General features: G+C 39.5%; 23 protein-coding genes. 1 reads left to right on the top strand and 22 read right to left on the bottom strand.

Going from position 1 to position 26,108, the window contains the following annotated elements; genetic code table 11:
* Positions 1 to 329: 329 nt before the first annotated feature.
* From recA to H0Z31_03970, 9 genes are all read right to left on the bottom strand, one after another.
* Entirely contained in the window at positions 330 to 1,364 is a 1,035-nt protein-coding gene (gene recA / locus H0Z31_04010; GenBank protein MBO8176606.1) for a recombinase RecA, read from the bottom strand.
* A gap of 981 nt (positions 1,365 to 2,345) precedes the next feature.
* On the bottom strand, positions 2,346 to 3,584 hold the full coding sequence (locus H0Z31_04005) for a competence/damage-inducible protein A (protein MBO8176605.1): 1,239 nt from the start codon (positions 3,582 to 3,584) through the stop codon (positions 2,346 to 2,348).
* 18 nt (positions 3,585 to 3,602) lie between these two features.
* Positions 3,603 to 4,181, bottom strand: coding sequence for a CDP-diacylglycerol--glycerol-3-phosphate 3-phosphatidyltransferase (gene pgsA / locus H0Z31_04000; GenBank protein ID MBO8176604.1), 579 nt, complete (start codon positions 4,179 to 4,181; stop codon positions 3,603 to 3,605).
* Between the two features lie 119 nt (positions 4,182 to 4,300).
* Entirely contained in the window at positions 4,301 to 5,215 is a 915-nt protein-coding gene (locus H0Z31_03995) for a helix-turn-helix domain-containing protein (protein ID MBO8176603.1), read from the bottom strand.
* Between the two features lie 18 nt (positions 5,216 to 5,233).
* Positions 5,234 to 6,025 carry a DUF3388 domain-containing protein gene (locus tag H0Z31_03990; protein ID MBO8176602.1) on the bottom strand — a complete coding sequence of 264 codons (792 nt, stop codon included), beginning with the start codon at positions 6,023 to 6,025 and terminating at the stop codon, positions 5,234 to 5,236.
* A 235-nt stretch (positions 6,026 to 6,260) separates the two neighbouring features.
* Complete coding sequence (locus tag H0Z31_03985) at positions 6,261 to 6,512, bottom strand: DUF3243 domain-containing protein (protein ID MBO8176601.1); 252 nt, start codon at positions 6,510 to 6,512, stop codon at positions 6,261 to 6,263.
* A 79-nt stretch (positions 6,513 to 6,591) separates the two neighbouring features.
* Positions 6,592 to 7,302, bottom strand: coding sequence for an SDR family oxidoreductase (locus H0Z31_03980; GenBank protein MBO8176600.1), 711 nt, complete (start codon positions 7,300 to 7,302; stop codon positions 6,592 to 6,594).
* 51 nt (positions 7,303 to 7,353) lie between these two features.
* A complete protein-coding gene (locus tag H0Z31_03975; protein ID MBO8176599.1) occupies positions 7,354 to 8,760 on the bottom strand; it encodes an insulinase family protein in 1,407 nt (468 codons plus the stop codon).
* Positions 8,649 to 9,932 (bottom strand): insulinase family protein, encoded by a 1,284-nt coding sequence (locus H0Z31_03970; protein MBO8176598.1) that lies wholly within the window; start codon positions 9,930 to 9,932, stop codon positions 8,649 to 8,651. Before H0Z31_03970 ends, H0Z31_03975 begins: the two co-directional genes overlap by 112 nt.
* 265 nt (positions 9,933 to 10,197) lie before the next feature.
* Between H0Z31_03970 and H0Z31_03965 the strand changes: the two genes are divergently transcribed.
* The gene (locus H0Z31_03965) at positions 10,198 to 10,593 is read left to right on the top strand and encodes a VOC family protein (protein ID MBO8176597.1); all 396 of its coding nucleotides are present in this window, start codon (positions 10,198 to 10,200) and stop codon (positions 10,591 to 10,593) included.
* Between the two features lie 451 nt (positions 10,594 to 11,044).
* On the opposite strand, the gene H0Z31_03960 is transcribed toward H0Z31_03965, so the two are convergent.
* From H0Z31_03960 to asd, 13 genes are all read right to left on the bottom strand, one after another.
* Positions 11,045 to 11,464, bottom strand: a complete 420-nt coding sequence (locus H0Z31_03960) for a YjbQ family protein (protein MBO8176596.1) — start codon at positions 11,462 to 11,464, stop codon at positions 11,045 to 11,047.
* A 58-nt stretch (positions 11,465 to 11,522) separates the two neighbouring features.
* Positions 11,523 to 12,482, bottom strand: coding sequence for an ABC transporter permease (locus H0Z31_03955; GenBank protein ID MBO8176595.1), 960 nt, complete (start codon positions 12,480 to 12,482; stop codon positions 11,523 to 11,525).
* Positions 12,483 to 13,529 (bottom strand): ABC transporter permease, encoded by a 1,047-nt coding sequence (locus tag H0Z31_03950; GenBank protein ID MBO8176594.1) that lies wholly within the window; start codon positions 13,527 to 13,529, stop codon positions 12,483 to 12,485.
* Positions 13,526 to 15,055 (bottom strand): ABC transporter ATP-binding protein, encoded by a 1,530-nt coding sequence (locus H0Z31_03945; protein MBO8176593.1) that lies wholly within the window; start codon positions 15,053 to 15,055, stop codon positions 13,526 to 13,528. The genes H0Z31_03950 and H0Z31_03945 overlap by 4 nt, the downstream gene beginning before the upstream one ends.
* A 142-nt stretch (positions 15,056 to 15,197) precedes the next feature.
* A complete protein-coding gene (locus tag H0Z31_03940; protein ID MBO8176592.1) occupies positions 15,198 to 16,289 on the bottom strand; it encodes a BMP family protein in 1,092 nt (363 codons plus the stop codon).
* A gap of 52 nt (positions 16,290 to 16,341) precedes the next feature.
* Positions 16,342 to 17,070 (bottom strand): GntR family transcriptional regulator, encoded by a 729-nt coding sequence (locus tag H0Z31_03935; protein ID MBO8176591.1) that lies wholly within the window; start codon positions 17,068 to 17,070, stop codon positions 16,342 to 16,344.
* A 383-nt stretch (positions 17,071 to 17,453) separates the two neighbouring features.
* Positions 17,454 to 19,799 carry a DNA translocase FtsK gene (locus H0Z31_03930; GenBank protein MBO8176590.1) on the bottom strand — a complete coding sequence of 782 codons (2,346 nt, stop codon included), beginning with the start codon at positions 19,797 to 19,799 and terminating at the stop codon, positions 17,454 to 17,456.
* 116 nt (positions 19,800 to 19,915) lie between these two features.
* Complete coding sequence (locus tag H0Z31_03925) at positions 19,916 to 20,125, bottom strand: YlzJ-like family protein (GenBank protein ID MBO8176589.1); 210 nt, start codon at positions 20,123 to 20,125, stop codon at positions 19,916 to 19,918.
* The gene (locus H0Z31_03920; protein ID MBO8176588.1) at positions 20,122 to 20,850 is read right to left on the bottom strand and encodes a ClpP family protease; all 729 of its coding nucleotides are present in this window, start codon (positions 20,848 to 20,850) and stop codon (positions 20,122 to 20,124) included. Before H0Z31_03920 ends, H0Z31_03925 begins: the two co-directional genes overlap by 4 nt.
* Before the next feature lie 140 nt (positions 20,851 to 20,990).
* Positions 20,991 to 22,658: a ribonuclease J gene (locus H0Z31_03915; GenBank protein MBO8176587.1), complete on the bottom strand. Its 1,668-nt coding sequence runs from the start codon at positions 22,656 to 22,658 to the stop codon at positions 20,991 to 20,993.
* 156 nt (positions 22,659 to 22,814) lie between these two features.
* A complete protein-coding gene (gene dapA / locus H0Z31_03910) occupies positions 22,815 to 23,687 on the bottom strand; it encodes a 4-hydroxy-tetrahydrodipicolinate synthase (protein ID MBO8176586.1) in 873 nt (290 codons plus the stop codon).
* Between the two features lie 13 nt (positions 23,688 to 23,700).
* Positions 23,701 to 24,942 carry an aspartate kinase gene (gene dapG, locus H0Z31_03905; protein ID MBO8176585.1) on the bottom strand — a complete coding sequence of 414 codons (1,242 nt, stop codon included), beginning with the start codon at positions 24,940 to 24,942 and terminating at the stop codon, positions 23,701 to 23,703.
* 47 nt (positions 24,943 to 24,989) lie between these two features.
* Positions 24,990 to 26,039, bottom strand: a complete 1,050-nt coding sequence (gene asd / locus H0Z31_03900) for an aspartate-semialdehyde dehydrogenase (protein MBO8176584.1) — start codon at positions 26,037 to 26,039, stop codon at positions 24,990 to 24,992.
* Between the last annotated feature and the right edge of the window lie 69 nt (positions 26,040 to 26,108).

Raw genomic sequence — 26,108 nt, 5'->3', positions numbered from 1 at the left:
AGATTCTACCAAGGAGTAACCCTCTTTTTCATGTTATTTGCTTATTAACTACCGCGCTTTCGCTTGGTGGCCCCCTCATTTGTTGAGCGTTCTAACGTTCCCTCAACAAATGAGGGGGTTAAATTTTGCCCACAATAATTTTACTCATACTCCTTGCACGAATCCCCTTTATTTCCACTTATTTTCATCACTTGCATTTTTCCCCCTATAGAAACAGCTGGTATTTTTCTTGAAACATCGTTGATCAATCGAACAATGATTCCAATATAAACGAAAAGGATGACGAAATACGCCATCCTTTTTTAGAATGTCTTATAGGGTCACACAATTTATTCTTCTAAGAGTTCAAACTGTTCTCCTTCTTCAGCAGAAGTAGGGGTTTCTAATCCATAATGCTCACGAATTTTCATCATGATTTCGTTGCAAATGTCTGGATTTTCTTTCAAGAATTGCTTCGCGTTTTCACGTCCTTGTCCGAGGCGCTCTTCTCCGTAAGAATACCATGAACCGCTCTTTTGAATAATGTCAAGTTCTGATCCCATATCAATAATTTCGCCCTCTTTAGAAATTCCTTCTCCGTACATAATATCGACATCAGCTGTACGGAATGGAGGCGCCACCTTGTTTTTCACGACTTTAATTTTCGTTTTATTACCAACCATATCGTTTCCTTGTTTTAATTGTTCGGCACGACGTACTTCTAAGCGAACAGAAGAATAGAATTTTAATGCGCGTCCACCAGGTGTCGTTTCAGGGTTACCAAACATGACACCTACTTTTTCACGAATTTGGTTAATGAAAATAGCAATCGTCTTTGATTTGTTAATCGCACCGGAAAGTTTACGCAACGCTTGGGACATTAGGCGTGCTTGTAAACCTACGTGAGAATCTCCCATCTCACCTTCAATTTCTGCTTTCGGTACAAGCGCAGCAACTGAGTCGATGACGATAATGTCGACAGCTCCACTTCGTACAAGTGCTTCTGCAATTTCTAGCGCTTGCTCTCCAGTATCCGGCTGAGAAAGTAAAAGCTCATCAATATTAACTCCAAGCTTTTGTGCATACACAGGGTCTAATGCGTGCTCTGCATCGATAAAAGCCGCTTGTCCACCTAGCGCTTGAACTTCTGCAATGGCATGAAGAGCTACCGTTGTTTTACCTGAACTTTCAGGACCGTAAATTTCGATAATACGCCCACGAGGGTACCCCCCAACACCTAAAGCCACATCTAAAGCTAGCGAACCGCTCGGTACAGTTGAAATTTTCCGCTCGGATTGTTCCCCTAGCTTCATAATGGACCCTTTACCAAATTGCTTTTCAATTTGTTTCAATGCCATTTCTAAGGCCGCTTGACGATCACTCACTCTAGTTCCTCCTTTATTTCATCCCGCATGCGGGTATCATCTCAAAACTGAACCTATCTTTACTATAAACGTTTTTTTTGCATTTGCCAAGTAAAAAATCGAACATTTATTCGATTGTTTTTTCCATTATATAACTTCAAATGAGAATTTTAGGAACCACATGCATAAAAATGTAGAAAAATTTTATTGGGATTCTTTTTTTTAAATAAATATCTGAAAAGTCAAATAAAAGTCTTAGCTTTTTTGTGAATTGCTTATTTGTTAGGCTTTTTACTCATAATTATCGGGTTTTGGCTCTTAACTTCCGGGTTTTGCTCATACTACCCGGTTATTTCTCTTACCTTCCCGGTTTTTGCTCTTAATTTCCGGTTTTTTTCTCATAATTTCTGGTTTTTTTCTCATAACTTTCGATTTTTTACTCTAAACTTCCGGGTTTTGCTCTTAACTTGCAGTTATTACTCATAACAAGTGGTTTTGGCTCATAATTCCGGTATTTGCTCATACTACCCGGTTATTTCTCTTACCTTCCCGATTTTTGCTCTTAATTTCCGGTTTTTTTCTCATAACTTTCGATTTTTTACTCATAACTTCTAGGTTTTGCTCTTAACTTGCAGTTATTACTCATAACAAGTGGTTTTGGCTCATAATTCCGGTTTTTGCTCATACTACCCGGTTATTTCTCTTACCTTCCCGATTTTTGCTCTTAATTTCCGGTTTTTTTCTCATAACTTTCGATTTTTTACTCTTAACTTCCCGGTTTTGCTCTTAATCTTCCGGTTTTTTCTCATAATATCCGGGTTTTTGCTCATACTACCGATTTTTGCTCTTAACTTCCGAATTTTTTCTCTTAACCTATGAAATTTTTCTCATATTCGAGTAGATTTACTCATACCCATTCAAAATTACCCTTAGTTACCGTTTTTTACTCTTAACAACACTCACCAAAAAGTAAAACAGCGACCATTCAGTTGGCCGCTATGGTTATTTACCTAGTTTTTTTAATAAATAATAACAACCATATTTCACTGCTCGGGAGCGAATGCTATTTCGATTTCCCACTAATTGCAATTGATAGGCGGTTGTCCCTTCTTTCTTATTAGAGATTCCAATCCAAACCGTTCCAGGAGGTTTTCCTTCCAGTGAAGCAGGACCGGCAACACCGGTAAAACTAATACCGATTGTTGCATTGAATTGCTCTCGAATCCGCTCGGCTAATTCTTTCGCACACGCTTCACTAACGGCACCTTCGTTTACAATGGTTTCTTTTTGAACGCCAACTGCATTCACTTTCGCTTCGTTCGAGTAACAAACGACGCCCCCTTTAAAAATTTCGCTTACCCCAGAAATACTGGCGAGTTCTGCTTGAAATAAGCCAGCTGTCAAGCTTTCAGCACACGCAATTGTACAGTTTTGTTCCTTCAATTGTCGGACCGTCTGCTCCATTAATGACGTCTCATTATACCCGTACAGATATTTCCCTACACGAGCTCGTATCATTTGCTCCACTTCGTCTATGAGCCGATTTGCTTCCTCTAAAGAAGTGGTTTTCGCTGTTAACCGAAGCGTTACTTCACCGTCTTTCGCTAGTGGGGCAATCGTAGGATTGCTTTGTTGGTCAATAAAATCAGCAATTTCTGTTTCTAACTGTGCCTCACCAATTCCGAAAAATCGGAGCACTCGTGAGACGATTTGTTCATTGGATTGCAACTGCTCCTTAATTGCCGGCAACCCGTATTGAGTAAACATTGGTTCCATTTCTTTCGGCGGCCCTGGAAGAAGCATGTATGAACGCCCCTGATGAGTAAGAAACATTCCCGGTGCCATTCCAACATCATTTGGCAATACGCGACACCCTTCAAGAACAAGGGCTTGTTTTTTATTGTTTTCCGTCATTGGACGTTTCACTTTTTGAAAATAGGAGGAAATCACTGCCAAAGCCTGTTCGTCCATGACTAATTTTTTCCCCAAATGTTTCGCAATGGTTTCCTTGGTCAAATCGTCTTTCGTTGGGCCAAGGCCTCCCGTGAATATGATTAGATTTGCTCGGCGTTCCGCTTCCTCAATGACTCGTTGTAACCGATTAGGGTTATCACCAACGACGGTATGAAAATACACATTCACTCCAATTTCAGCTAGCCGTTCGGACAAAAATCGGGCGTTCGTGTTCACAATTTGACCTAACAGTAGTTCAGAACCAACGGCAATAATTTCAGCATTCATTCGAATAAGCCTCCATCCTTACTTGGAATGGCGAAAAACGTGACGGTTTTTATAAAAATAATCCCAACCTGACCAAATGGTGAAGAAAGTGGCTACCCAAAGCACAATGTCCGCAAACGGAAACGAGATGCTTGAAAACGGAATGTTATGTAATAATAACGCGGAAATCGCAACAATTTGCGTCCACGTTTTAATTTTTCCAAGCATATTGGCCGCAACCACTTCCCCTTCACCCGCAAGGACAAGGCGTAAACCGGTTACTGCGAATTCACGACTTATGATAACAATAACGATCCACGACGGAGCAAATCCAAGTTCGACAAGAACAATTAATGCACTTGAAACGAGAAGTTTATCAGCTAACGGGTCTAAAAATTTCCCTAAATTTGTAACTAAATGATATTTTCGTGCGTAATACCCATCAATCCAATCGGTCGTCGAAGCGATGATAAAAATCAAGGCACCGATGATATGTTCGACCGGAATCAATTCATTAAACCAATCGACAGTCCCCCATTGAAAATCCACTAACATAAACAATAAAAAGAGGGGAATTAATAATATACGTGAAATCGTAATCTTATTTGGCAAGTTCAAATCCATAACCCCCAAACATTGGTAGTCTCTCTTTTTTAGGCAAATACTATCATACTTCCATCATAAAAATCAAGACGTGAGAAAAGGTAGCTCAGAAACTTGAGCTACCAACTACAAAGCTACTCCGTTGGTGGAGTAAATGTAATTGTAATTGTTTGAACATCTCGTTCTGTTGGTGATATCGCATATTGTAACGGCTCACCATTTACTTGAATTTCCGTATCCGGTGCCCGTCCGATGCGAATACGGACTTGTTTTTCATTTGACATATCAAACGTGACGCTTTGTTTTTGATTTGGGCTTTTCGGGGATTGGACTAATGTTTCCCCAAGTAATTGTTTATTATTTGAATCATATACTTCAACCCATGTTTCACCTAACGAATTAATTGTTAATTCAAACGTGTCCGTATTCACTAGTTCATATGTGGTTGACGACCCCTTCGTTTCCAAAACGTTCAATTCTTGCTTCGGTTCTTCAACCACTTCTTCAGGTTCATCAGCTTGTTGGTCTTCTTCGTTATTTTCTTTTTCCTCTTGGTCAATACTTTCAACAGGTAAATCGGCTCCGTTTGCTTGTTCAATATTAACTCGATCTTGATAAGCCGGATCTTCTTCCACTACATCTGGAGAAGAACCTGCGTACTTTTGGACGAGATAATAGACAAGAACGAGAGCACCTACAATAAATAATCCAATCAACGCTTTTGGGGCCCACTCCACCAACTTAGATGATCCAGGTGAAAGTTTCTTTCGTGATTGAACCCGAGAGAGTTGAGAAGGCAATTCATCATGGATGGCACTTGGAATTTCGTTTTGATATTCTTCAAAAATTTGGTCAGGATCAAGTCCAACCGCTTCCGCATATTGCTTAATAAATGCCCGAACGTAAAACTTACCGGGAATAATATCATAATTTCCTTCTTCAAGTCCAATTAAATAACGCTTTTGAATTTTCGTTATCTCCGCAACATCTTCAATAGACAATCCTTTTTCCTTTCGTGCTTCTTGTAATCGAAGTCCTAATTCCGTCAAGATAAACACCTTCCACTATTAAAAATCAAATCCACAAAAATCATTATTATTAAAAAGATTATTTTTTTGCACTAAATCGTATGTAATTTCTTCGTCAGGGTCATTTCGAAGCTCAATAATGTAGTCGAAATCATCCATTGAATATTCCGAATTCATGACAAAAACATCAGGATGTTCGACGACTTTTACAGCCGGTAACCGCATAATTTCCCGAACGAGTTGCCAATGACGTTCATTGGCCCTTTGTGTGGATACGACTCCGTCCAAAATGAAAATATTTTCCGCATTGTATTCGTCTTCGATGAGTTGGTTACGGATGGTTTGTTTTAACAAGGTCGAAGAAACGAATAACCATCGTTTATTGGCACAAACACTAGCGGCAACGAGCGATTCGGTTTTTCCGACTCTAGGCATCCCCCGTATCCCAATTAATTTGTGCCCCTCTTGTTTAAATAGCTCAGCCAAAAAATCGACTAATAGTCCTAATTCATCCCGCACAAAACAAAACGTTTTTTTATCATCGGCGTCACGCTGTATGTACCTTCCATGGCGAACAGCTAGGCGATCCCTTAGTTTTGGTTCACGAAGCTTTGTTATTTTTATCGTATCCATTGTTTGTAATATTGATTCTAAACGAATAATTTGCTTCTCACTATCAGCTAACAATAACAGGCCTCGACGTCCTTCATCCACCCCGTTAATGGTGACGATATTAATAGAAAGCATACCTAACAGGGATGAAATATCGCCTAACAATCCTGGACGGTTTTTTTGAATTTCATATTCTAAATACCATTCTTGTTTTTCCATCCGTCACCCTCCAAATAATTCCTTCAATTTACTGTTAGGTTGCTTATAGATAAAAATACTCATCTAGTGTCTATCATATATGATTTTATGATAAGAGAAAAGGAAAACATGATAAATAAAGAAATTGTTATAAAATTAACTAATTTTGTTCATTTATCAAAATTTCATCAATCATTTTCATAAAAAAAGTAAGCATAAGAATTCTTACGCTTACTTTAAATAAATATAGATAAGTTTATTGATCGTTTTGAACAAGTCGAACCATCATGTTGGCGAGTGCGTGCTGCTCTTGTTCACTCGCTACCGACCATAAATCAGCTAATACTTTTTCTTGTTCGTTTTTCGGTTGTACTTTGTTAGCTAAATAATCACCAATTTGATACGCGAGGTCAGAAATAACTTGTTCTGACATACCTGCTTTTTCTGCTTGATCGAGGCGATCACCTAAAAAATGTTTCCATTGTTGCCAGTTATCTAAAACAGACATTGTAATTAACCTCCTTTTCCGGTGTCAACGTTAGTTTGTGACAGGAAGTTAAAAATATGCATTCCCTATTTAGAAAAAGTTATGTATACCATCCACCATTGACCGAAAGAATATGCCCCGTAATGTATGACGCACGCTCACTTAATAAATAAGAAACCGCTTGAGCGACTTCCTCCGGTTTGGCTAGGCGACCCAAAGGAATTTCTTCCTCTAGTGCACGTAATTCGTCTTCGGTAAATGCTTGAAGCATGTTCGTTTGAACAGCTCCTGGTGCAACTGCATTGACGCGAACTCCTTGAGATGCCACTTCTTTCGCTAACGCTTTTACAAATGAAATTTGAGCGCCTTTAACAGTAGAGTAAACAACCTCGCACGCGGCTCCCGTCTGTCCCCAAATGGAACTGATGAAAACGATATTCCCATTTTTCATTTTTGGTAACAAACAGCGAACGAGACGTAGTGGGCTCAAAACGTGTAGCTCAATCGTACGTTCAATCGTGTCATCGTCCATGTCAACAAGCAATCCGTACGGTGCATTTCCAGCGGCATAGACAAGTGCATCAACGGTAAACAATTGATTAAGAACGTGTGATACACCTTCTTTTGTACTTAAATCCCCGCAAACGGGAATATATTCTCCTTTAAAGGGTGCTAATTGTTCTGTTAGTTTTTCAATCACATGCTTTTGACAGTGGTAATGTAGGTATAAATTCCACCCTTCCTGAGCTAGCTGTATAGCAATTGCTTGACCGATTCCACCGCTCGCCCCTGTGATTAAGGCAAATTTCATAACTTTCTTTCATCCTTTCTCAAGAAAAAATCGCTGAACCAATTCAGCGATTTAACTAGTTCCGTTTTTTGGTAACACATAACATGCGGTCATACGCTCTTCTTCTACAAAACGCTTCGTTACCGCTTGAATGTCGGCAAACGTAATTTCTTCGAGGGTTGGGACAACATCAAATAAATTCATATCATTAAACGCATATCGTGTAAACTGGTTGGCGATAAATTCAGGAGAGTTGAGAGCTCGTAATAAGCCACCAATTTTTTTCTTTTTCGTTCGCTCTAATCCTTCTTCAGATAAATATTTACCGTTCGTCGCATCTAGTAACACTTGTTTCAGCTTTTTCACTAATTCATCTGGACGTGCGCTATCTCCACCGACCATCGCAAAGCCGAAGCCGTTTTCTTGGGTATAATCGTAGGAGAACGTTTCATCGATGAGACCTTCTTCGTATAGATCAAAATAAATTGGAGAACTTTTTCCGAATAACATATCTAACATCACATTAATCGTTAATTCATTTTTTAACATTTCTTTTCCTGATTGATGGACGTCAATCGCTTTTATTCCGACTAAACATTTCGGTGTTTGCACGTTCATTCGCAATTCTTTTGATGCTTCTGCTACAGAAACGGGTTCATCCACCTGATATCGCTCAACGTCTCCGTTCCCTTTAAAGGTTTTCTTTTCTTGATTCGTACGAATTTGCTCCATCGTCTCATCCGGATCAATCGCCCCAACGACAAATAACAGCATGTTTTTCGGATGATAGAAGGTATAGTAGCACTCATATAATAATTCTTTCGTAATATGGGAAATCGATTCAACCGTTCCAGCAATATCAATTTTGACTGGATGGTGATGGTACATATTTTGAATTAAGCCGAAGTAAAGCCGCCAGTCGGGATTATCATCATACATACGTATTTCTTGGCCAATAATGCCTTTTTCTTTTTCTACTGATTGGTCAGAAAAATACGGATCTTGCACGAAATCCATTAACGTCTCTAAATTCTCACGCACATTTGACGTACTTGAAAATAAGTAAGCCGTTCGAGTAAATGAAGTAAATGCGTTGGCAGAAGCTCCTTGCCGACTAAATTGTTGAAACACATCGCCATCGGCTTTTTCAAACAGTTTGTGCTCTAAGAAATGAGCAATTCCATCAGGTACTTTCACGTACTCGTTTTTTCCTAACGGAGTAAAATAGTTATCTACCGACCCATATTTCGTCGTAAATGTAGCGAAAGTTTTATTAAAGCCTTTTTTCGGGAGAAGATACACATCTAAACCGTTCGGTAATTTCTCATAATATAACGTTTCTTTTAATTGATCAAAAACGATTTGTTTCACGCTTGTTCTCCCTCCAAACTTGTTAAAAAGTAAATCGTATCTACTTCCACTCGTTGTGCAACATCGATAATCTCTTCTTTGGTTGTTTGATGAATCCGTTCCATCCATTCATCAAGTGACCGATTGGTCCGAGCGACAACATTATGGTAAAGGATTTCTACCATTCCTCTAGGTGTATCGACTGTTTCAAGAATTTGATTTTGTAAAACTGCCTTTGTCTGTTCGAGTTCCGCTTCCGAAAACTCCCCTTTTTTCATCGCTTGTAATTGTTCATCAATAATTTGAACGGCCTGATCAAAGTTTTTTACGTCGATTCCAGACATAACCATCATTAATCCTTTGTGGCTCTCCAATCGACTTGCTGCATAATAAGCCAGACTTGCTTTTTCCCTTACATTCATAAATAGTTTGGAGTGGGAAAAACCGCCGAAAATTCCATTAAAAAGCTGCAATGCAAAATACTCTTCATCTTGATAAGTGACATGGGTCCGATAACCGATATTTAACTTCCCTTGTTGAACGTCTTGCGGTTCTTTCACAATTTTTACTTCTGAGCGATTACGAGGCGAAGTATGAGATACTAGCTCTGGTGTCCGGTCATTTAGCGAGATCAACTCATCTGCATATTGTTCAACTTCATCTAGTTGCACATCTCCGATGACGTAAACATCGATTTCATCCTTTTGTAGCGCTTGTTGAAAATATTCGTAAAGTGTTTTAGCGCAAATGGCATCTACATCTTCTAAAACCCCGTTCGCTTGCAGAGCATAAGGTTCCGTTTCACACATTTCTTCTACTAAACGAGCACTTGAATAACGCATTTTATCATCGTATACGGATTGAATACGTTTTTTTAATGTCCGTTTTTCCTTTTCAACCGTTTGCAGATGAAAGGCGCCATCTTCTGTATGAGGGTGGAAAAACAAATCGGTGATAAACTCCATCCCCTTTTTTAAAAGCGGAGTAGAATCTTTTAAAAACTTTTCGTTCGCGATTTCTAGGGTGAACGTCATAACATGGTATTCCCCTTTTTTGGCTAAATCGACGAATAAATTGGCCCCATACAAATTATCTAAATACGAACGAAGCTCAGTAGTTGAAGGGAGCTTATTTGTTCCACTTTGTAACACGTGCGGTAACAATGCCCTTAATGTAACGGTTTCTCGAGACAAGGGTGCCTTCATTTTCCACACGATTGTATTTGTTTTAAATTGGTCAGTACATAAAACATGTAACGTGTATCCATTTTTTTTCGAGACTTGTTCACGTAAGGTCGCCATGATGTCGAACCTCCTTTGCGTATCTAATGAAAACAAAAAAATACATACTTATTTTTATGTAAATGTATTATAACTATACATTGTTTATTGTATGTTTTCAATTTTGTTCCTCAATTGGAAAGGATTTTTCCAAATAAAGAGAGAATACTGACAAAAATACAAAAAGGAATTAATTAATAAAAAAGTATTGAAAATATCGAACGTATGTTCTATAATCTAATTAACCCTCTATTTGTGGGAACTTTCAAAAAAAGGAGTGTAGGTTATGGCTAAATTGTATCCCTACATATTCTCTGAAGACGCACGTAAACAAGCAGAATTTTATGCACAAGCGTTAAACGGAGAAATTGTAAACGTCTTGACGTTTGCTGAAGCACCAAATATGCCGGAAGAATTGAAAGACAAAGTAATGCATCTTGTACTTCAAGCAGCAGGGATTACGTTCTTTATGGCGGACGCGGTAGAAGATGTTGAAAGAGGAGCTGCTCTTGATTTAACGTTAGAATTTTCAACAGAAGAGGAAGCTCGTAACGCGTTTACCAAACTTTCCGAAGGTGGTAAAGTGATCATGCCATTTGAAAAAGCATTTTGGGGGGCCATGTTTGGGCGCGTCGAAGACAAATACGGAATTCGTTGGCAAATCGTTACGGAACACGAATAAAATCCTATTTCCTACCAAAATCCCTTTATTCCACACTAACATGACAAAAAGCTCCGAAAATATTCGGGGCTTTTTGCCAACCGTTTAAACAATTCTTTTTCTTAATGGCTATGTTATCTGTCATTGTTGATTTTTAGCAAGTTATTCTCACGGCGACGACTCCAGCGGGAACAAGAAGCCGCAAGACCCATACTTGAGCGTAGCGAGGGAAGTGGCTTGCCCGCGGAAAGCGTCCGCCACAAGCGTAATGTATAAAATCAACAGTATCGTTTAACAGACACCCATGCCAATAAAAATTGGCACATCGATGAGTTAAATAACAGCAAAAGTTATCCACAGTTATATCAGGGTAGAGCCTAAAAACAAAGTATTAGGTTTACTATTACACCCCAAAGAACAAACCCAAGATTGTATTCCAATGGGCTTAAAACTCTTTTATTTACTCTTACCCTTATTTCAATACTTTTACATAAAACGTCCGATTTCGTGGACCATCAAATTCACAAAAATAAATCCCTTGCCATGTCCCTAGTAATAAATCACCATTTGAGACAATGACATGTTGAGAGGCGCCGACATAACTTGCTTTCATATGTGCCGCTGTGTTTCCTTCAAAGTGCCTGTCTTCCGGATGATTCCACACAATCAGATCATTCCACCGATTCATCATATCTCTTTTTACATCTGGATCGGCATTTTCATTTATCGTAATGCCAGCCGTTGTATGTGGACAATAGACAATGACCGCGCCGTCTTGAACATTTAACGATTGAAGGTAGCCTCTAACGATATCCGTAATTTCTACCATTTCATCTCTCTTTTTCGTGGTGATGTGGAATTGTTTTAACACAAAAATTCCTCCTTTTTTCATCCATTGTAGCAAAAATAAAAAATGCTGGTAAAAACATGGTTTTACCAGCTTAACCGAGTTATCGTTTTCCTTTAATGTATGGAACCCCTAATGCTTTCGGAGCGTCTGCACGGCCAATGAATCCTGTCAACGCTAAAATCGTTAACACATATGGAGCAATTAACAAGTAGACGGTTGGAACGTCTTGTAAGAACGGAACCGATTGTCCAACGATACTTAAACTTTGAGCAAATCCGAAGAATAATGCTGCGCCCATCGCGCCGAGTGGATGCCATTTTCCAAAAATCATCGCCGCTAGCGCCATGAATCCTTGTCCGGAAATCGTTGCATGAGTAAAGTCACGGGAGATAATCGTTGCATATACCGCACCACCAACACCGGCTAAAGCTCCACTAAGCATTACAGCGACGTAACGCATTCTTGTCACATTGATCCCCATCGTATCAGCCGCCATCGGATGTTCACCAACAGAACGTAAACGTAATCCAAATGGAGTTTTGTATATGACAAACCATACGACAAACGCTAATCCAATCGCAATGTATGAAGGAATGTATCCGTTTGAGAAAAATAATGGTCCGATTAGCGGTATATCGCTTAATAGAGGGATATCAATTTTGTTAAAATAAACCTGAATTTGATCCGTTTGCCCTTTTCCATAAATTAATTTGACTAAAAACAACGTTAAACCAATGGCTAAGAAGTTAAGGGCGACACCGCTAACCACTTGGTCGGCACGGAATGAAATGGAAGCTACCGCATGCATTAATGAGAAAATAGCTCCAATCATCATTGCCGCTATCATGGCAATCCACGGAGTGAGACTACCAAGTTGGTCAGCAAACGTTAAGTTAAACACAATCCCAACAAACGCACCAATAACCATTAATCCTTCTAAACCAATGTTTACTACACCAGATCGTTCACTAAATACACCGCCAAGAGCAGTGAAAATAAGTGGAGCTGCGAAAAAGATTGCTGATGGAACGATAATTTGTAAAGCATTTAAAATGTCCACTTATTTTCCCTCCTTTTTCAAACGAGTTAAAATGAGACGAATTAAGTAACTTGACGCAACGAAGAAAATAATCAGTGCAATAATGATATCAACCAGTTCGGTTGGAACGTCTGCACTTGACGGCATTTCGAGTGCACCAACTTTTAAGGCACCGAACAATAACGCAGACAACACGACACCAATGGCAGTATTACCACCAAGTAAGGCAACAGCGATTCCATCGAATCCAACGCCGGTAAATCCACCTTTAACAGAGATGTTTTCAAAGGTTCCGAGCCCTTCCATTGCACCAGCTGCACCAGCAAAAGCACCTGAAATAACCATTGCTAACATGATATTACGATTAACGTTCATTCCTGCGTATTGAGACGCATGTTGGTTAAAACCAACCGCACGTAACTCGTATCCTTTTGTGGTTTTTTCTAATAAAAACCACATGATCATTGCACCTAATAAGGCGATTAAAATACCCATGTGCATCGTTGAATAATCCGTTAGGGACTCTAAAAACGACGAGCGTAAAGATGCGGTTGGATAAATTGTTTCAGATTTAAACCCTTTATCAGATAATACGGAACGAATAATGGCGTTTGTAACATGTAGAGCAATATAGTTCATCATGATTGTCACGATTACTTCATGCACTTTAAAACGGGCTTTTAAAAATCCAGGGATAAAGGCCCAAAGTGCTCCGGCTGCTGCCGCTGCTAAAATCGCTAATGGAAGATGAATGATTTTCGGTAATTCAAACGAAACACCAACCCAAACAGCAGCTAACCAACCAACAATTAATTGTCCTTCGACACCAATGTTAAATAAGCCGGTGCGAAACGCAAACGCAACCGCAAGTCCAGCTAAAATATAAGGCGTCATTTGCCGAATCGTTTCACCAATATAATAGCTATCCCCAAACGCCCCATATAATAAAGCGGAATAACCTGCAATCGGGTTAAAGCCACTCACTAACATCACAATTGATCCTACTAAAATTCCTAAAAATACGGCTAAAACAGGGATGAATATTCCTGAGAATCGACTTCCATTCATGAAGAAACACCTTCTTCCTTACGTTTACTACCAGCCATCAATAATCCTAGTTCTTGTTCATCCGTTTCTTTTGGATCGACAATGGCTACAATTTTTCCTTCATAGATGACGGCAATACGGTCACTTACATTCATAATTTCATCCAGTTCAAACGACACAAGAAGAACGGCTTTTCCTTGATCTCGCTGTTCAATGAGTCGTTTGTGTATAAATTCAATCGCCCCTACGTCTAAACCACGTGTGGGCTGGGCGGCAATTAGTAAGTCTGGATTGCGATCCACCTCTCGGCCGATAATGGCTTTTTGTTGGTTACCACCGGAAAGCGCTCTCGCTTTTGTATATTCATCAGGTGTCCGTACGTCAAATTCTTTGATTAACTGGCGTGCTTTTTCATAGATGTTTTTGAAATTTAAAATACCATTTTTAGAGTAAGGCTCTTTGTAGTAAGTTTGCAAAACCATGTTTTCGCCAATCGGAAAATCGAGTACGAGACCATGTTTATGACGGTCTTGAGGGATATGACCAACCCCCGCTTCTGTCACTTTCCGTGGCGGTAAATTCGTTATATCCTTTCCATTAAGTAATATGGAACCGGATTCCACCTTTTGTAAACCCGTGATGGCTTCGATAAGTTCGGATTGACCGTTACCGTCAACACCAGCGATACCAACGATTTCTCCTGCACGAACGGTTAAATTTAATTCATTTACTGTTGTTACTCCACGTGCGTCTTTGACAACTAAATCTTTAATTTCAAGCACATTGTCCTTTGGCTTAGCAGGTTCTTTGTCCGTTGTAAATTGAACTTGGCGACCGACCATTAATTCCGCTAATTCAGTTGGGTTTGTATCCGATACATTTAACGTACCAATCCCCTTTCCACGGCGAATAACGGTCACGCGATCGCACACTTCCATAATTTCTTTCAGTTTGTGTGTGATTAAAATGATCGACTTTCCTTCTTTTACAAGGGCTTTCATAATTTGAATCAATTCTTGAATTTCTTGAGGTGTTAACACCGCTGTCGGTTCGTCAAAAATTAAGATGTCTGCCCCGCGGTATAATGTTTTTAAAATCTCAACTCGTTGCTGCATCCCAACGGAAATATCAGCAATTTTCGCTGTTGGATCAACCGCTAATCCATATCGCTCAGAAAGCTCACGAACTTCTTGTTCTGCCTTTTTTATATCGATTGTTCCACCTTTTGTCGGTTCACTACCTAAAATAATGTTTTCAGTTACCGTAAATGTATCGACAAGCATAAAATGCTGATGAACCATTCCAATTCCTAATTCATTAGCGACATTAGGATCGGTAATCTTTACCGATTTCCCTTTAACGCGAATTTCGCCTGCTTCTGGCTGGTACAAGCCGAAAAGAACGTTCATTAATGTCGATTTACCAGCACCGTTTTCACCTAAAAGCGCATGAATTTCTCCTTGTTTAACTTGGAGCGTAATATTATCATTCGCCACAAAATTCCCAAACTCTTTGCGGATATTGAGCATCTCAATTACATATTCCACTCGAATTTCACTCCTTGCATGGGCATGATAAAATCATCAAATGAAAAGCTACAGCCCGTCTTTTGTAGCTTTTCATTTGATGGTTTTATGGCGAATAAAAAGGCTAGCTTACACTAGCCTTTTATTCAGTTCCATATTTTTCTTATAAAGAAGCTTCAAATTCTTTATACTCTTCACGAGTTTTCGGAACTTGAATTTCTCCGTTAATGATTTTTTGTTTCCAGCTTTCAACTTCAGTTAGTACCTCTTCTGAAATGTTGTCTTGAGTTGGAGCAATACCAACACCATCTTGGTCAAGACCGTATTCGATTACCTCTCCACCAGGGAATTCTCCGTTCATTGCTTTCGTAGCTAAATCATAAACAGCTACGTCAACACGTTTAACCATCGAAGTTAATGTTACGTTGTATGTTGTGTCATTAACTGTTACAACACCTTCAGGCGCTTGGTCTTTGTCAACACCAATTACCCAAATCTCACGGTTCGGATCTTTTGTTTTTAAGTCTTTTGCTTCAGAGAAAACACCGTTACCAGTTGCTCCTGCCGCATGGTAAATAACGTCGATTCCATTCGCATACATGCTTGATGCAATCGCTTTACCTTTGTCCGCTTGGTCGAACGCTCCTGCATATTGTACATCAACAGTTGCTTCAGGGTTTACAGCTTTTACACCAGCGAGGAATCCGCTTTCGAATTTTTCAATTAATGGAATTTCCATACCACCAACGAAACCAATTTTGTTTGTTTTTGTCGTTAATCCAGCAACAACACCTACAAGGAATGAACCTTCGTGCTCTTTAAAAGTAATGCTTGCTACGTTTGGTTTTTCAACAACAGAGTCAACAATCGCGAAATGAGCTTCAGGTTTTTGGTCTGCAATTTCGGAAATCGCATCAGTCATTAAGAAACCAATACCGTAAATTAAATCAAAGTTATCGCGTACTAATTTATTTAAGTTTGTTTTATAATCCGCATCACTTGCAGATTGTAAGTAATAATATCCACCTTTACCTTTTTCAAGACCATTGTCTGCACCGAATTTTTGTAATCCTTCCCATGCGGACTGGTTGAAGGATTTATCATCCACGCCTCCAACGTCCGTAACCATCGCTACAGAGAATGTGTCTTCTTTGTTTCCAGCTCCAGTCTCTCCATCTTTCGTTCCGCATGCGCCTAAAAGAGTTCCAGCTGCAAGAACAAGTGAAAGTGCTAGTCCAAATTTACGCTTTTTCATGTAATTGTACCCCCTATTTTAAAAGTAATTAGTAGAAATGGATTCGGTCCGATTAAAATACCCTCTTTCTAAGAACATGGAAGCTGAACTTGTCCGCCCGAAAATAGTTCACAGAATAGAGGATCGGCTCATCCATTTCATCATAGTGTAGCTGCTTAAGTACAAGCAAAGCCGTCTCCGGTTCACATTCTAAAATCGGAGAAATTTTCTCGTGATACCCAAGCGGTTCGATTTGGGCAACGGCATGTGTAATTTTACGGTCCCCTTCATTCTCTAACATGTTAAAAATGGAGCCGTCTTTATGTGTAAAATTTTCTGGAAACACTTTTTTAGGGATTTTGTCTAAACAATAGACGACTGGATCACCGTTAGCCGTTCGAACACGCTCAATTAAGACGAACTCATCGTCCAAGTCACAGGAAAACCGGCGAACATCCTCTTCTGTGGCACCTTGGGTGGTTGAACTTAAGAAGATGGTACCTGGTTCCATTCCTGCTTGCTTGATCATGTTCGTAACGCTATTTAGTTGCTCAATCCCTGATGAAAACAAGGGTTTGGAGTTGACAAATGTCCCTACACCATGACGTCGGATAATCACATTTTCTTCCTCCAAAATTCGTAAAGCCTCACGTAATGTCGCGCGACTTACACCCAGTTGCTTCGAAAGGTCGAATTCAGAAGGAAGCTTTTCTTTTTCCTTGTACACCCCTGCTTCAATATCTTTTTTTAACTTGTCAATGACTTGTAAGTATAAATGTCTGTTATCTGTTTTAATACTCATGACTGGAACCACCACCAAACTTTCTTAAGACATCAGACCTCTGATTTCATTCCTACTAATCGAGAATTAATATATCATTTTTTTTCGAATAAATAAATAGAAATTGTGCAATTTTGTCGAAAAAATACAAATAAAAAATAATCAAAATTTTCAGTTTGTCATTTTACCTAAATAAAGGTAATAAAACGGTTACAATACTGGATATAATTAGTATTTTTTGTCAAATTTTATTCTTGTTTCAAAAAGTAAACCGTTTAGTGATTTTTTCACATGGTAATGTAAGCGTTTTTAATAGTATAACATATTTCGTTGTTGTCAGACATCTAACCTTTTATTATTAAAAAAATACAGGGGTCGTTCCCCTGTATTTTTTACATTCATTTTTATGATGTTTGTTCCTCTGATGGTTTAGGAATTAATACTGCTCGAGGCTTACTTCCTTCATATGGTCCGACAATCCCTCTTGCTTCCATTTCATCAATCAGCCGAGCCGCTCGTGTATAACCGATTCGGAATCGGCGTTGAAGCATAGATACGGAAGCTGTTTGCATTTCAGCAACTAATTGGACAGCTTCTTCATATAAGTCGTCGTCCACGTCTTCCGTTGCATCTGGTTGATCGTCAGGAATCATTTCTTCTTGGTATTGGGCCTTCTGTTGTGAGATAACAAAGTTTACCACTTCTTCTACTTCTTCATCGGACAGAAAAGCTCCTTGAACACGAATCGGTTTCGATGCCCCAACTGGTAAGAACAGCATATCACCACGTCCTAACAGTTTTTCCGCTCCGCCCATGTCCAAAATTGTACGTGAGTCCGTTTGGGACGATACCGCAAAAGCAATACGTGAAGGAATATTAGCCTTAATGACGCCTGTGATGACATCCACGGATGGTCGTTGTGTCGCAATAATAAGATGAATACCAGCCGCTCTTGCCATTTGGGCTAACCGAGTAATAGAATCTTCTACATCATTGGAAGCAACCATCATTAAGTCTGCCAGCTCATCAACAATGACAACAATATATGGTAACAGTGGTTGTTTTTCACCTGTCTCTAAATTATGGCGTTTCACAAACTCATTATACCCTTCAATATTTCTCGTACCCGTATGGGAAAACAATTCGTAGCGGCGTTCCATTTCACTAACGACTTTTTTTAATGCTTGGGATGCTTTTTTCGCATCGGTCACTACTGGCGCTAATAAATGTGGAATACCGTTATATACATTAAGCTCAACCATTTTCGGGTCAATCATCATTAACTTTACTTCATGAGGTTTCGCTCTCATTAAAATGCTTGTAATAATTCCATTAATACAAACACTTTTTCCACTTCCTGTTGCACCTGCCACTAATAAATGGGGCATTTTATTTAATTCGGCTAATACCGCTTCTCCAGTAATATCTCGTCCAAGTCCGATTAATAATTTCGCATCAGGTTTATCGTTTTCTTTCGATTCTAACACTTCTCGCAATGATACTACTGCCACTTCTGAGTTTGGCACCTCAATACCAATAGCCGATTTTCCAGGGATTGGAGCTTCAATACGAATGTCTTTTGCCGCTAACGCTAAAGCTAAATCGTCACTTAAACTCACAATTTTACTAACTTTTACTCCGACATCTGGATGAACTTCGTATTTCGTTACGGCAGGGCCAAGATGAACTTGGGTCACCCGTGCTTTTACCCCAAAGCTTTGGAACGTTCGTTCGAGTTTAGCGGCATTGGCATGAATTAATTCATATTCACTTGATTGATCCGCTTTTTTCGGTCGTTTTAATAAATGAAGTGGCGGTAATTGATAATCTTCATTTTCTACCTCTGCAAAGGTCATTGGTGCCACAGCTTCTTCTTCTGTTTCTTTTTGGTCTTCTTTGATTGTCGTTTTCCTATTATCACTCGATGAAGATTGAGCTTCAACCGCTTCTCTATTTTCTTGTTCAACATCATACACTTTTTCAGTAAAGCTTGAGATAATCGGCTCTGACGTTTCAATCGTCAATTGTTCCTCGGAAGGTTCCCCATCTTCAGCTGGTTCATTACTAGATTGTTCCTTTTGTTGTTTTTTTGTTTTCTGCTTATGCGCTTGTTTTTCTGTCCATTGCTTCATATCTTGTTTAAAAGCAGACCATTGATTTGTGAAAAAGGAGAAAAGTTTTCCACCAATTTTTCCAATCCACTCACCAAACGACTTCCCTGTAATCAGAATGGCCCCGACCATCATAAGAACAAAGGAAAATAGGACCGTTCCACTTGTATCAAACAATACATAGGCTACGGCAAAACAAATCGCACCAACCATTCCCCCTCCTAAATCGGAGGTTGACGTTTCTCCTTTCACTTCTTGCCAAAATAATTCCCACGTATTTGTTATGACACTAGGATTCTTGATTGCACCATGATTAGACAACAATTCGAACAGCTTCACATGACTTAAAAGTAACATACTTAAAAGAATAATGTACGTTCCAACTAGCTTTCGGTGGAATAAGAATGGTACTTTTCGTTCAATCATCAAATACCCTGCTATAGCAAACATGCCAATTAAGCCCACCATGTACCATTCTCCTAAGAAAAAACGAAAAAAGTAAACTACTGCATGACCTACGGCACCTAGTTGTACAATAGAAATCGTGCTAATAGCCATCAATAATAATCCGATAATTTCAAATTGAATTGTCCGTTTCATATCTATTTGCTTCTTCGACCGCTTCTTCTTCTTTGACATTTTATCACCTATTACTATGCCTTTTTTCCTTTAGAATGAAGAAAGCAGCCCTCATCGGCTGCTATTCATGTATTCCTTATTATATCACAGAACATTTGTTCAGGAAACGTTTCCCTTTAATTTAATGAAATATATTGCCCAGGTGTATATTGTTCCATCATGTAATGAAAGGGATTGCTGCTTAATATACGAACGATGCGATAACGCTCCTGTTCTTTTTCTACAATCATCGGAATTCCTTGAAAGGTGACGAGCTTTTGCTTGTAATATTCGTTCGTTGGTAATGGAAACATTAATTCGTATGGAACGGTCGTATGAAGAATCATTGAACCATCCCTTCCTTTTTGTTTATTTCAATAAGTTCGTTGAGTTTATTCATGGCCATTCCAATTCCACCTACTTCATCAATTAATCCGAATTTCACTGCGTCAGCGCCAACGACATTTGTTCCAATGTCCCTAGTTAGATTTCCTTTCGCAAACATTAAATCTTTAAATGTTTCCTCTGAAATTTTGGAATGTTTGACGACAAAACGTACCACTCTCTCTTGCATCTTATCTAAATATTCAAACGTTTGGGGAACTCCAATGACTAATCCTGTTAAGCGTATCGGGTGAATGGTCATCGTCGCTGTTTCGGCAATAAAAGAATAATCACACGAGACCGCAATCGGCACCCCAATGGAATGTCCTCCCCCTAGCACAATGGAGACCGTTGGCTTTGAAAGGGAGGCGAGCATCTCAGAAATAGCTAAACCGGCTTCAACGTCTCCACCTACCGTGTTTAACACAACGAGTAATCCTTCAATTTTTGGGTTTTGCTCAATGGCGACAAGCTGCGGAATAATATGCTCATATTTGGTTGTTTTATTTTGAGGTGGAAGCTGCATATGTCCTTCAATTTGTCCAACAATTGTTAAGCAATGGATATTCGTCTCTGGAGATAACTGGGGTACATTTGTGGCACCCAGCTGTTGAATTTTTTCTACAAGCTCCGATTTCTTTTCTTCTTTCGATGGTGATTCTTGCTGTGCTTCCCACTGGTGATTCATATTAGAAATCCCCTTTCTTGCAATTCCTCCTTTTGTTTGAGGCAATTGCTTTTTCTTCCTACCGTTTAGTATTCGCTCTCCTTTGGGAATCATACAGGTCAATAAAAAAGGATGCTCAACATTAAGAGCATCCTACACCATTATATTTCCATAATAATTGGTAATATCATTGGTCTTCGTTTCGTTTGATCAAACAAATATTGATTTAACGAATCACGGATTTCTTGTTTAATATTCGACCATTCAAAGGATTCTTTGGACAGGTTCCGTTCTACAATCCCTTTTACTAAACTGATCGATTCTTCCATTAAATGTTCGGATTCACGAACATAGACAAACCCACGCGAAATGATTTCCGGTCCTGAAGCAATTTTCTTCTCTTTCTTATTCAATGTAACAACCACAATAAAAATACCGTCTTCTGAAAGTAATTTTCGGTCACGCAATACAATGTTCCCCACATCGCCTACACCAATACCATCAATTAACACGTTGCCTGCAGGTACACGGCCACCTGGTCGAATAGTACCATTACGAATTTCAACGATTTCTCCTTTATCTGGGATATAAATATGTTCTTTTTTCACCCCTACTGATTGAGCCAACTTCGCATGGGCTTTTAACATACGATATTCACCTTGAATCGGGATGAAAAATTTTGGTTTCATTAAGTTAATCATCATTTTTAGTTCTTCTTGGCTACCGTGTCCTGAAGCATACGCTTTCCGAGAGTTCATAATAACCATTGCTCCCGCCCGATACAACATATCGACCGTTTTATACATCGCTAACTCCATATTTGGTGTTGGTGTTGCGGTAATTAAAACGGTGTCACCTTGCTTAATATTCACTTGTTTATGCGATTGTTTCGCCATTTTTTGTAATGCTTCTAAAGGTTCACCGTGAGACCCTGTTGTTAACAGCGCAATTTCATCATCTGGATATTGATCAATGTCTTGGATTGGAATAATCGTATCTTCATGAACGCTTAAATATCCGAGCTGATGAGCAATATCAAATACTCGTTTAATGCTTTTTCCTACAAACGCGACTTTACGATAATTTTCATACGCTGCATCTAACACTTGTTGGATGCGGTTTAAATTCGCTGCATACGAAGCGACAATGATTCGCCCTTTTGCTGAGTGGAAGGCATCCGACATTTCACGGGCAATGGCCGCATCCGACGTCGAATAGCCCGGTCTTTCCGCTTCTGTACTATCAGATAACAAACAAAGTACCCCTTCTTCTCCGATTTTCGCCATTTTCCCTATGTCTGCTTGATATAACGGAGCCGCTCCTTGGTCAAATTTAAAATCTCCCGTAACGACAATGGCTCCTTCAGACGTATGGAAGCAAACACCGACCGAATCAGGTATTGTATGGGTCGTGCGGAAGAATGAAACGTCCACGGTATCAAAATGAAGTCGCGTTTTGGAATGAATCGTATAAAACTTAGCCTCTCCACGGTATTCTTGTTCTTTTAATTTTTCTTTGGCTAAAGCGACTGTTAATTTTGTCCCGTACACTGGCGCTTTAATTTTCCTCAGGACGTAAGATAAAGCTCCGATGGCATCTTCATGACCGTGTGTTAAAAAAATGCCTTTAATGCGGTGTTTCTGCTCTTCCAAATAAGTAATATCAGGAATGACTAAATCGATTCCAAACATTTCGTCCTCTGGAATCTTTATACCCGCATCAACAATAAACATTTCGTGGTCTATTTCCACCACGTACATGTTTTTTCCTACTTCTCCCATTCCTCCAAGTGGAATAATTTTGATGCTTTCGTTCGTTCGTGTATTCAATTTTTGTTTCCTCCTATGTAGAAATCCCCGATCAAGGCGAGTTAAGTTTATTATACTTGATGATAAAAATGATGTACAACCAAAATTAACTAATGATTTTTTTCTCGTGAAAAAAAAAGAGGAAGCTATCACCAACCATGGCGATAGCTTTCCCCATTAATAATTTTGTAACAAGTTCGTTAATGTCACTCTTTCTTCTTCCGTTAACGGGACGAGTGGTAAGCGCACGGAACCAACGTCGAGACCTTTAATTTGGAGCGCTGTTTTTACTGGTGTAGGACTTGGGGCAGCGAATAAACCTCTCATTAATGGAAGTAGCTTTTGGTGCATTTTAGCTGCTTCAATTGCCTTCCCTTGTAAAAATAGTTGAATCATTTCTTGCATTTCATTTCCAATGATATGTGAAGCCACTGAGACGATACCCACTCCACCTATGGACAGAACTGGTAATGTTAAGCCATCATCACCACTATACAACACAAAATGATCATCCGTATTAGCAATAATTTCCGTCATCGCATCTAAGTTGCCGCTTGCTTCTTTAACCGCCACGATATTGTCGATTTTCGCTAGCTCAATAATCGTCTCTGGTGCTAGATTCGTAACCGTTCGTCCTGGAACATTATACAGCATGATAGGTAAGGTCGTGGCTTCAGCAACGGAGCGAAAATGTTCGAATAACCCTCTTTGATTTGGTTTATTATAATACGGCGTAACAAGCATGATTGCGTCTACGCCTGTTTCTTCCGCTTTTTTCGTTAATTCGATCGTTTGACGAGTATTGTTGCTTCCTGTTCCCGCGATAACCGGCACTCGGCCATCGACCACTTTCACAACATGTCGGAACAAGGCGATTTTTTCTTCAGTTGATAAAGTTGGTGATTCACCTGTCGTTCCAGCAACGACTAACGAATCGGAGCCATTGTTAATTAAATATTCTACAAGTTGCGTCGTCTTTTGAAAGTCAATATTTCCTCGACGATCGAATGGGGTCACCATTGCTGTCGAGATACGTCCAAATTGAACCATCATTATTTCACCTCTACTCCATTTGCTCTAATTCAAAGGTGTCTTCTTGTAATTGAAATGCATCGTGTAAGGCGTTTACTGCTTCTACTAAATCACTTTCTTTTACTAATACCCATATCGTTGTATGACTATCTGCCGACTGTAAAATACGAATGCCTCGGTCTGATAACGCTGTTACAATTTTGGATGTAATTCCTGGAACACCAGCAATTCCTGCTCCAACAACGGATACTTTCGCACAATGGCGCTCCACTTCCGGCTCATAACCTAATTTTTGTAAAATTTCAATCGCCCGATCCGTAATATCTTCAGAAACCGTATAAACAACTCCTGTTGGTGAAATATTGATGAAATCGACACTTATATGTTCATTCGCCATCGCCTTGAATACTTCTGATTGAAGATTGTATTGGTCTTTTTTGGCCGATACTTTAATTTGGGAGATGTTGCTTACATGTGCAATTCCAGTAACTGTCCGCTCTCGAACATCTGTCCCTTGTTTTTGCTTATTTAATGAGGTGACAAGCGTACCAAGTCCATCGGAATACGTCGAACGGATACGAATCGGAATCTTCGCTTGCATCGCAATTTCGACCGCACGTGGATGAATAACTTTAGCCCCTTGATACGCCATGTTACATACTTCATTGTACGTCACAACAGAAAGGGGACGCGCTTTTTCGGCGATTCGTGGATCAGCCGTCATAATCCCTTCGACATCCGTAAAGATATCGATCCATTCTGCGTTCAATGCTGCCCCTAACGCCGCTGCCGAAGTATCACTACCTCCTCTTCCAATCGTAGTGATATCTCCATTTTTTCCAACTCCTTGGAACCCAGCGACGACTACGACATCGTAAGACTCTAGTTCTTTCAATAATCGTTCACATTTCATCTCAATAATTTTAGCGTTCGTATGGTCATTATTGGTTCGAAAACCAGCTTGAGCACCTGTAAGAGCCGTTGCTCGAATCCCATGACTTAGCAGCATATTGGAAAAAACAACGCTTGAAATGACTTCGCCACAAGACATGAGTAAATCGAGTTCCCGTTTACTAATCAGTGCTTCGGTTCCACCGACAAGCGATAAAAGGGTGTCGGTTGCGTACGGCTCTCCTTTGCGTCCCATCGCAGAAACGACGACTACTACTTTATAGCCGTCTTTCAATGCTGTTTCAACATGTTTACGAGCCATTTGGCGGCCCTGTTCATTGCGAACAGACGTACCGCCAAACTTTTGGACTATAATTTTCATAAAAACACCTCTAGCCATTGTTTCTTATAAAGTGGAGGTTCAATCAATTATTTTACTAATCCTAACTTTATTAAGCTTTCTGCAATTTGCACGGAGTTCCATGCCGCACCTTTTAACAGATTATCGGATACAATCCATAAATGGAATCCTTTTTCTTCATCTAAGTCTTTTCGAATACGTCCAACAAATACTTCATTTTTTCCGACACAATCTGCAGGCATCGGATAAATTTGTTCAGCTGGATTATCTTGCAAGACTACCCCTGGTGCATCCCTTAACAGTTGGTGCAAGTCGCTTACAGAGATCCCCTCTTGTTCAACTTCAATATAGACAGATTCAGAGTGGCCTGTCACAACAGGGAGTCTAACACAAGTTGCCGCTACTTTTAAGTCTGGCATATGCATAATTTTTTTCGTTTCATTAATCATTTTCATTTCTTCGAACGTAAAGCCATTGTCTTGGAATTTATCAATTTGAGGAATCGCATTAAAGGCAATTTGATAATGCTTTTCATCGCCTTTTACTGGTAACACTTTTGGTTCAAATGGCTCTCCATTTAAAATGGCTTTCGTTTGTTCTTTTAATTCATCTATGGCAACCGCGCCCGCACCAGAAACTGCTTGATACGTCGATACGATAACTTTTTTCAGTCCAAAAGCTTTACGAATTGGTTCTAATGCTACAACCATTTGAATCGTTGAACAGTTTGGATTAGCGATAATTCCTTTATGTTCATGTAAATCGCTTTCGTTCACTTCTGGTACGACTAATGGCACTTCAGGATCCATACGGAAGGCACTCGTGTTATCAATAACAATAGCACCTCGTTTTACTGCTTCAGGAGCTAATGCTTTAGAAACAGAACCTCCCGCACTAAATAACGCAATATCTACACCTTCAAAACTCTCTGGTGTTGCTTCTTGAACCGTTACCTCTTCTCCTCGAAACAGCACTTTTTTCCCTGCTGAACGGGCAGACGAGAGAAGTGTAATTTTTTCAATTGGAAACTGACGTTTTTCAAGCGTCTGAATCATTTGTTGACCAACCGCACCAGTCGCACCTACGACCGCAACATGATAGCCTTTTAATTTTTCCATATTTCCTTACTCCTTCCACAACTATTCCGTCTATAACAGATGGAATACGACCGAATAAATATTCTTTTT

The sequence above is a fragment of the Bacillus sp. (in: firmicutes) genome (assembly GCA_017656295.1).
GTDB lineage: Bacteria > Bacillota > Bacilli > Bacillales > JACDOC01 > JACDOC01.
This window is presented reverse-complemented; position numbering and strand designations above follow the sequence as displayed.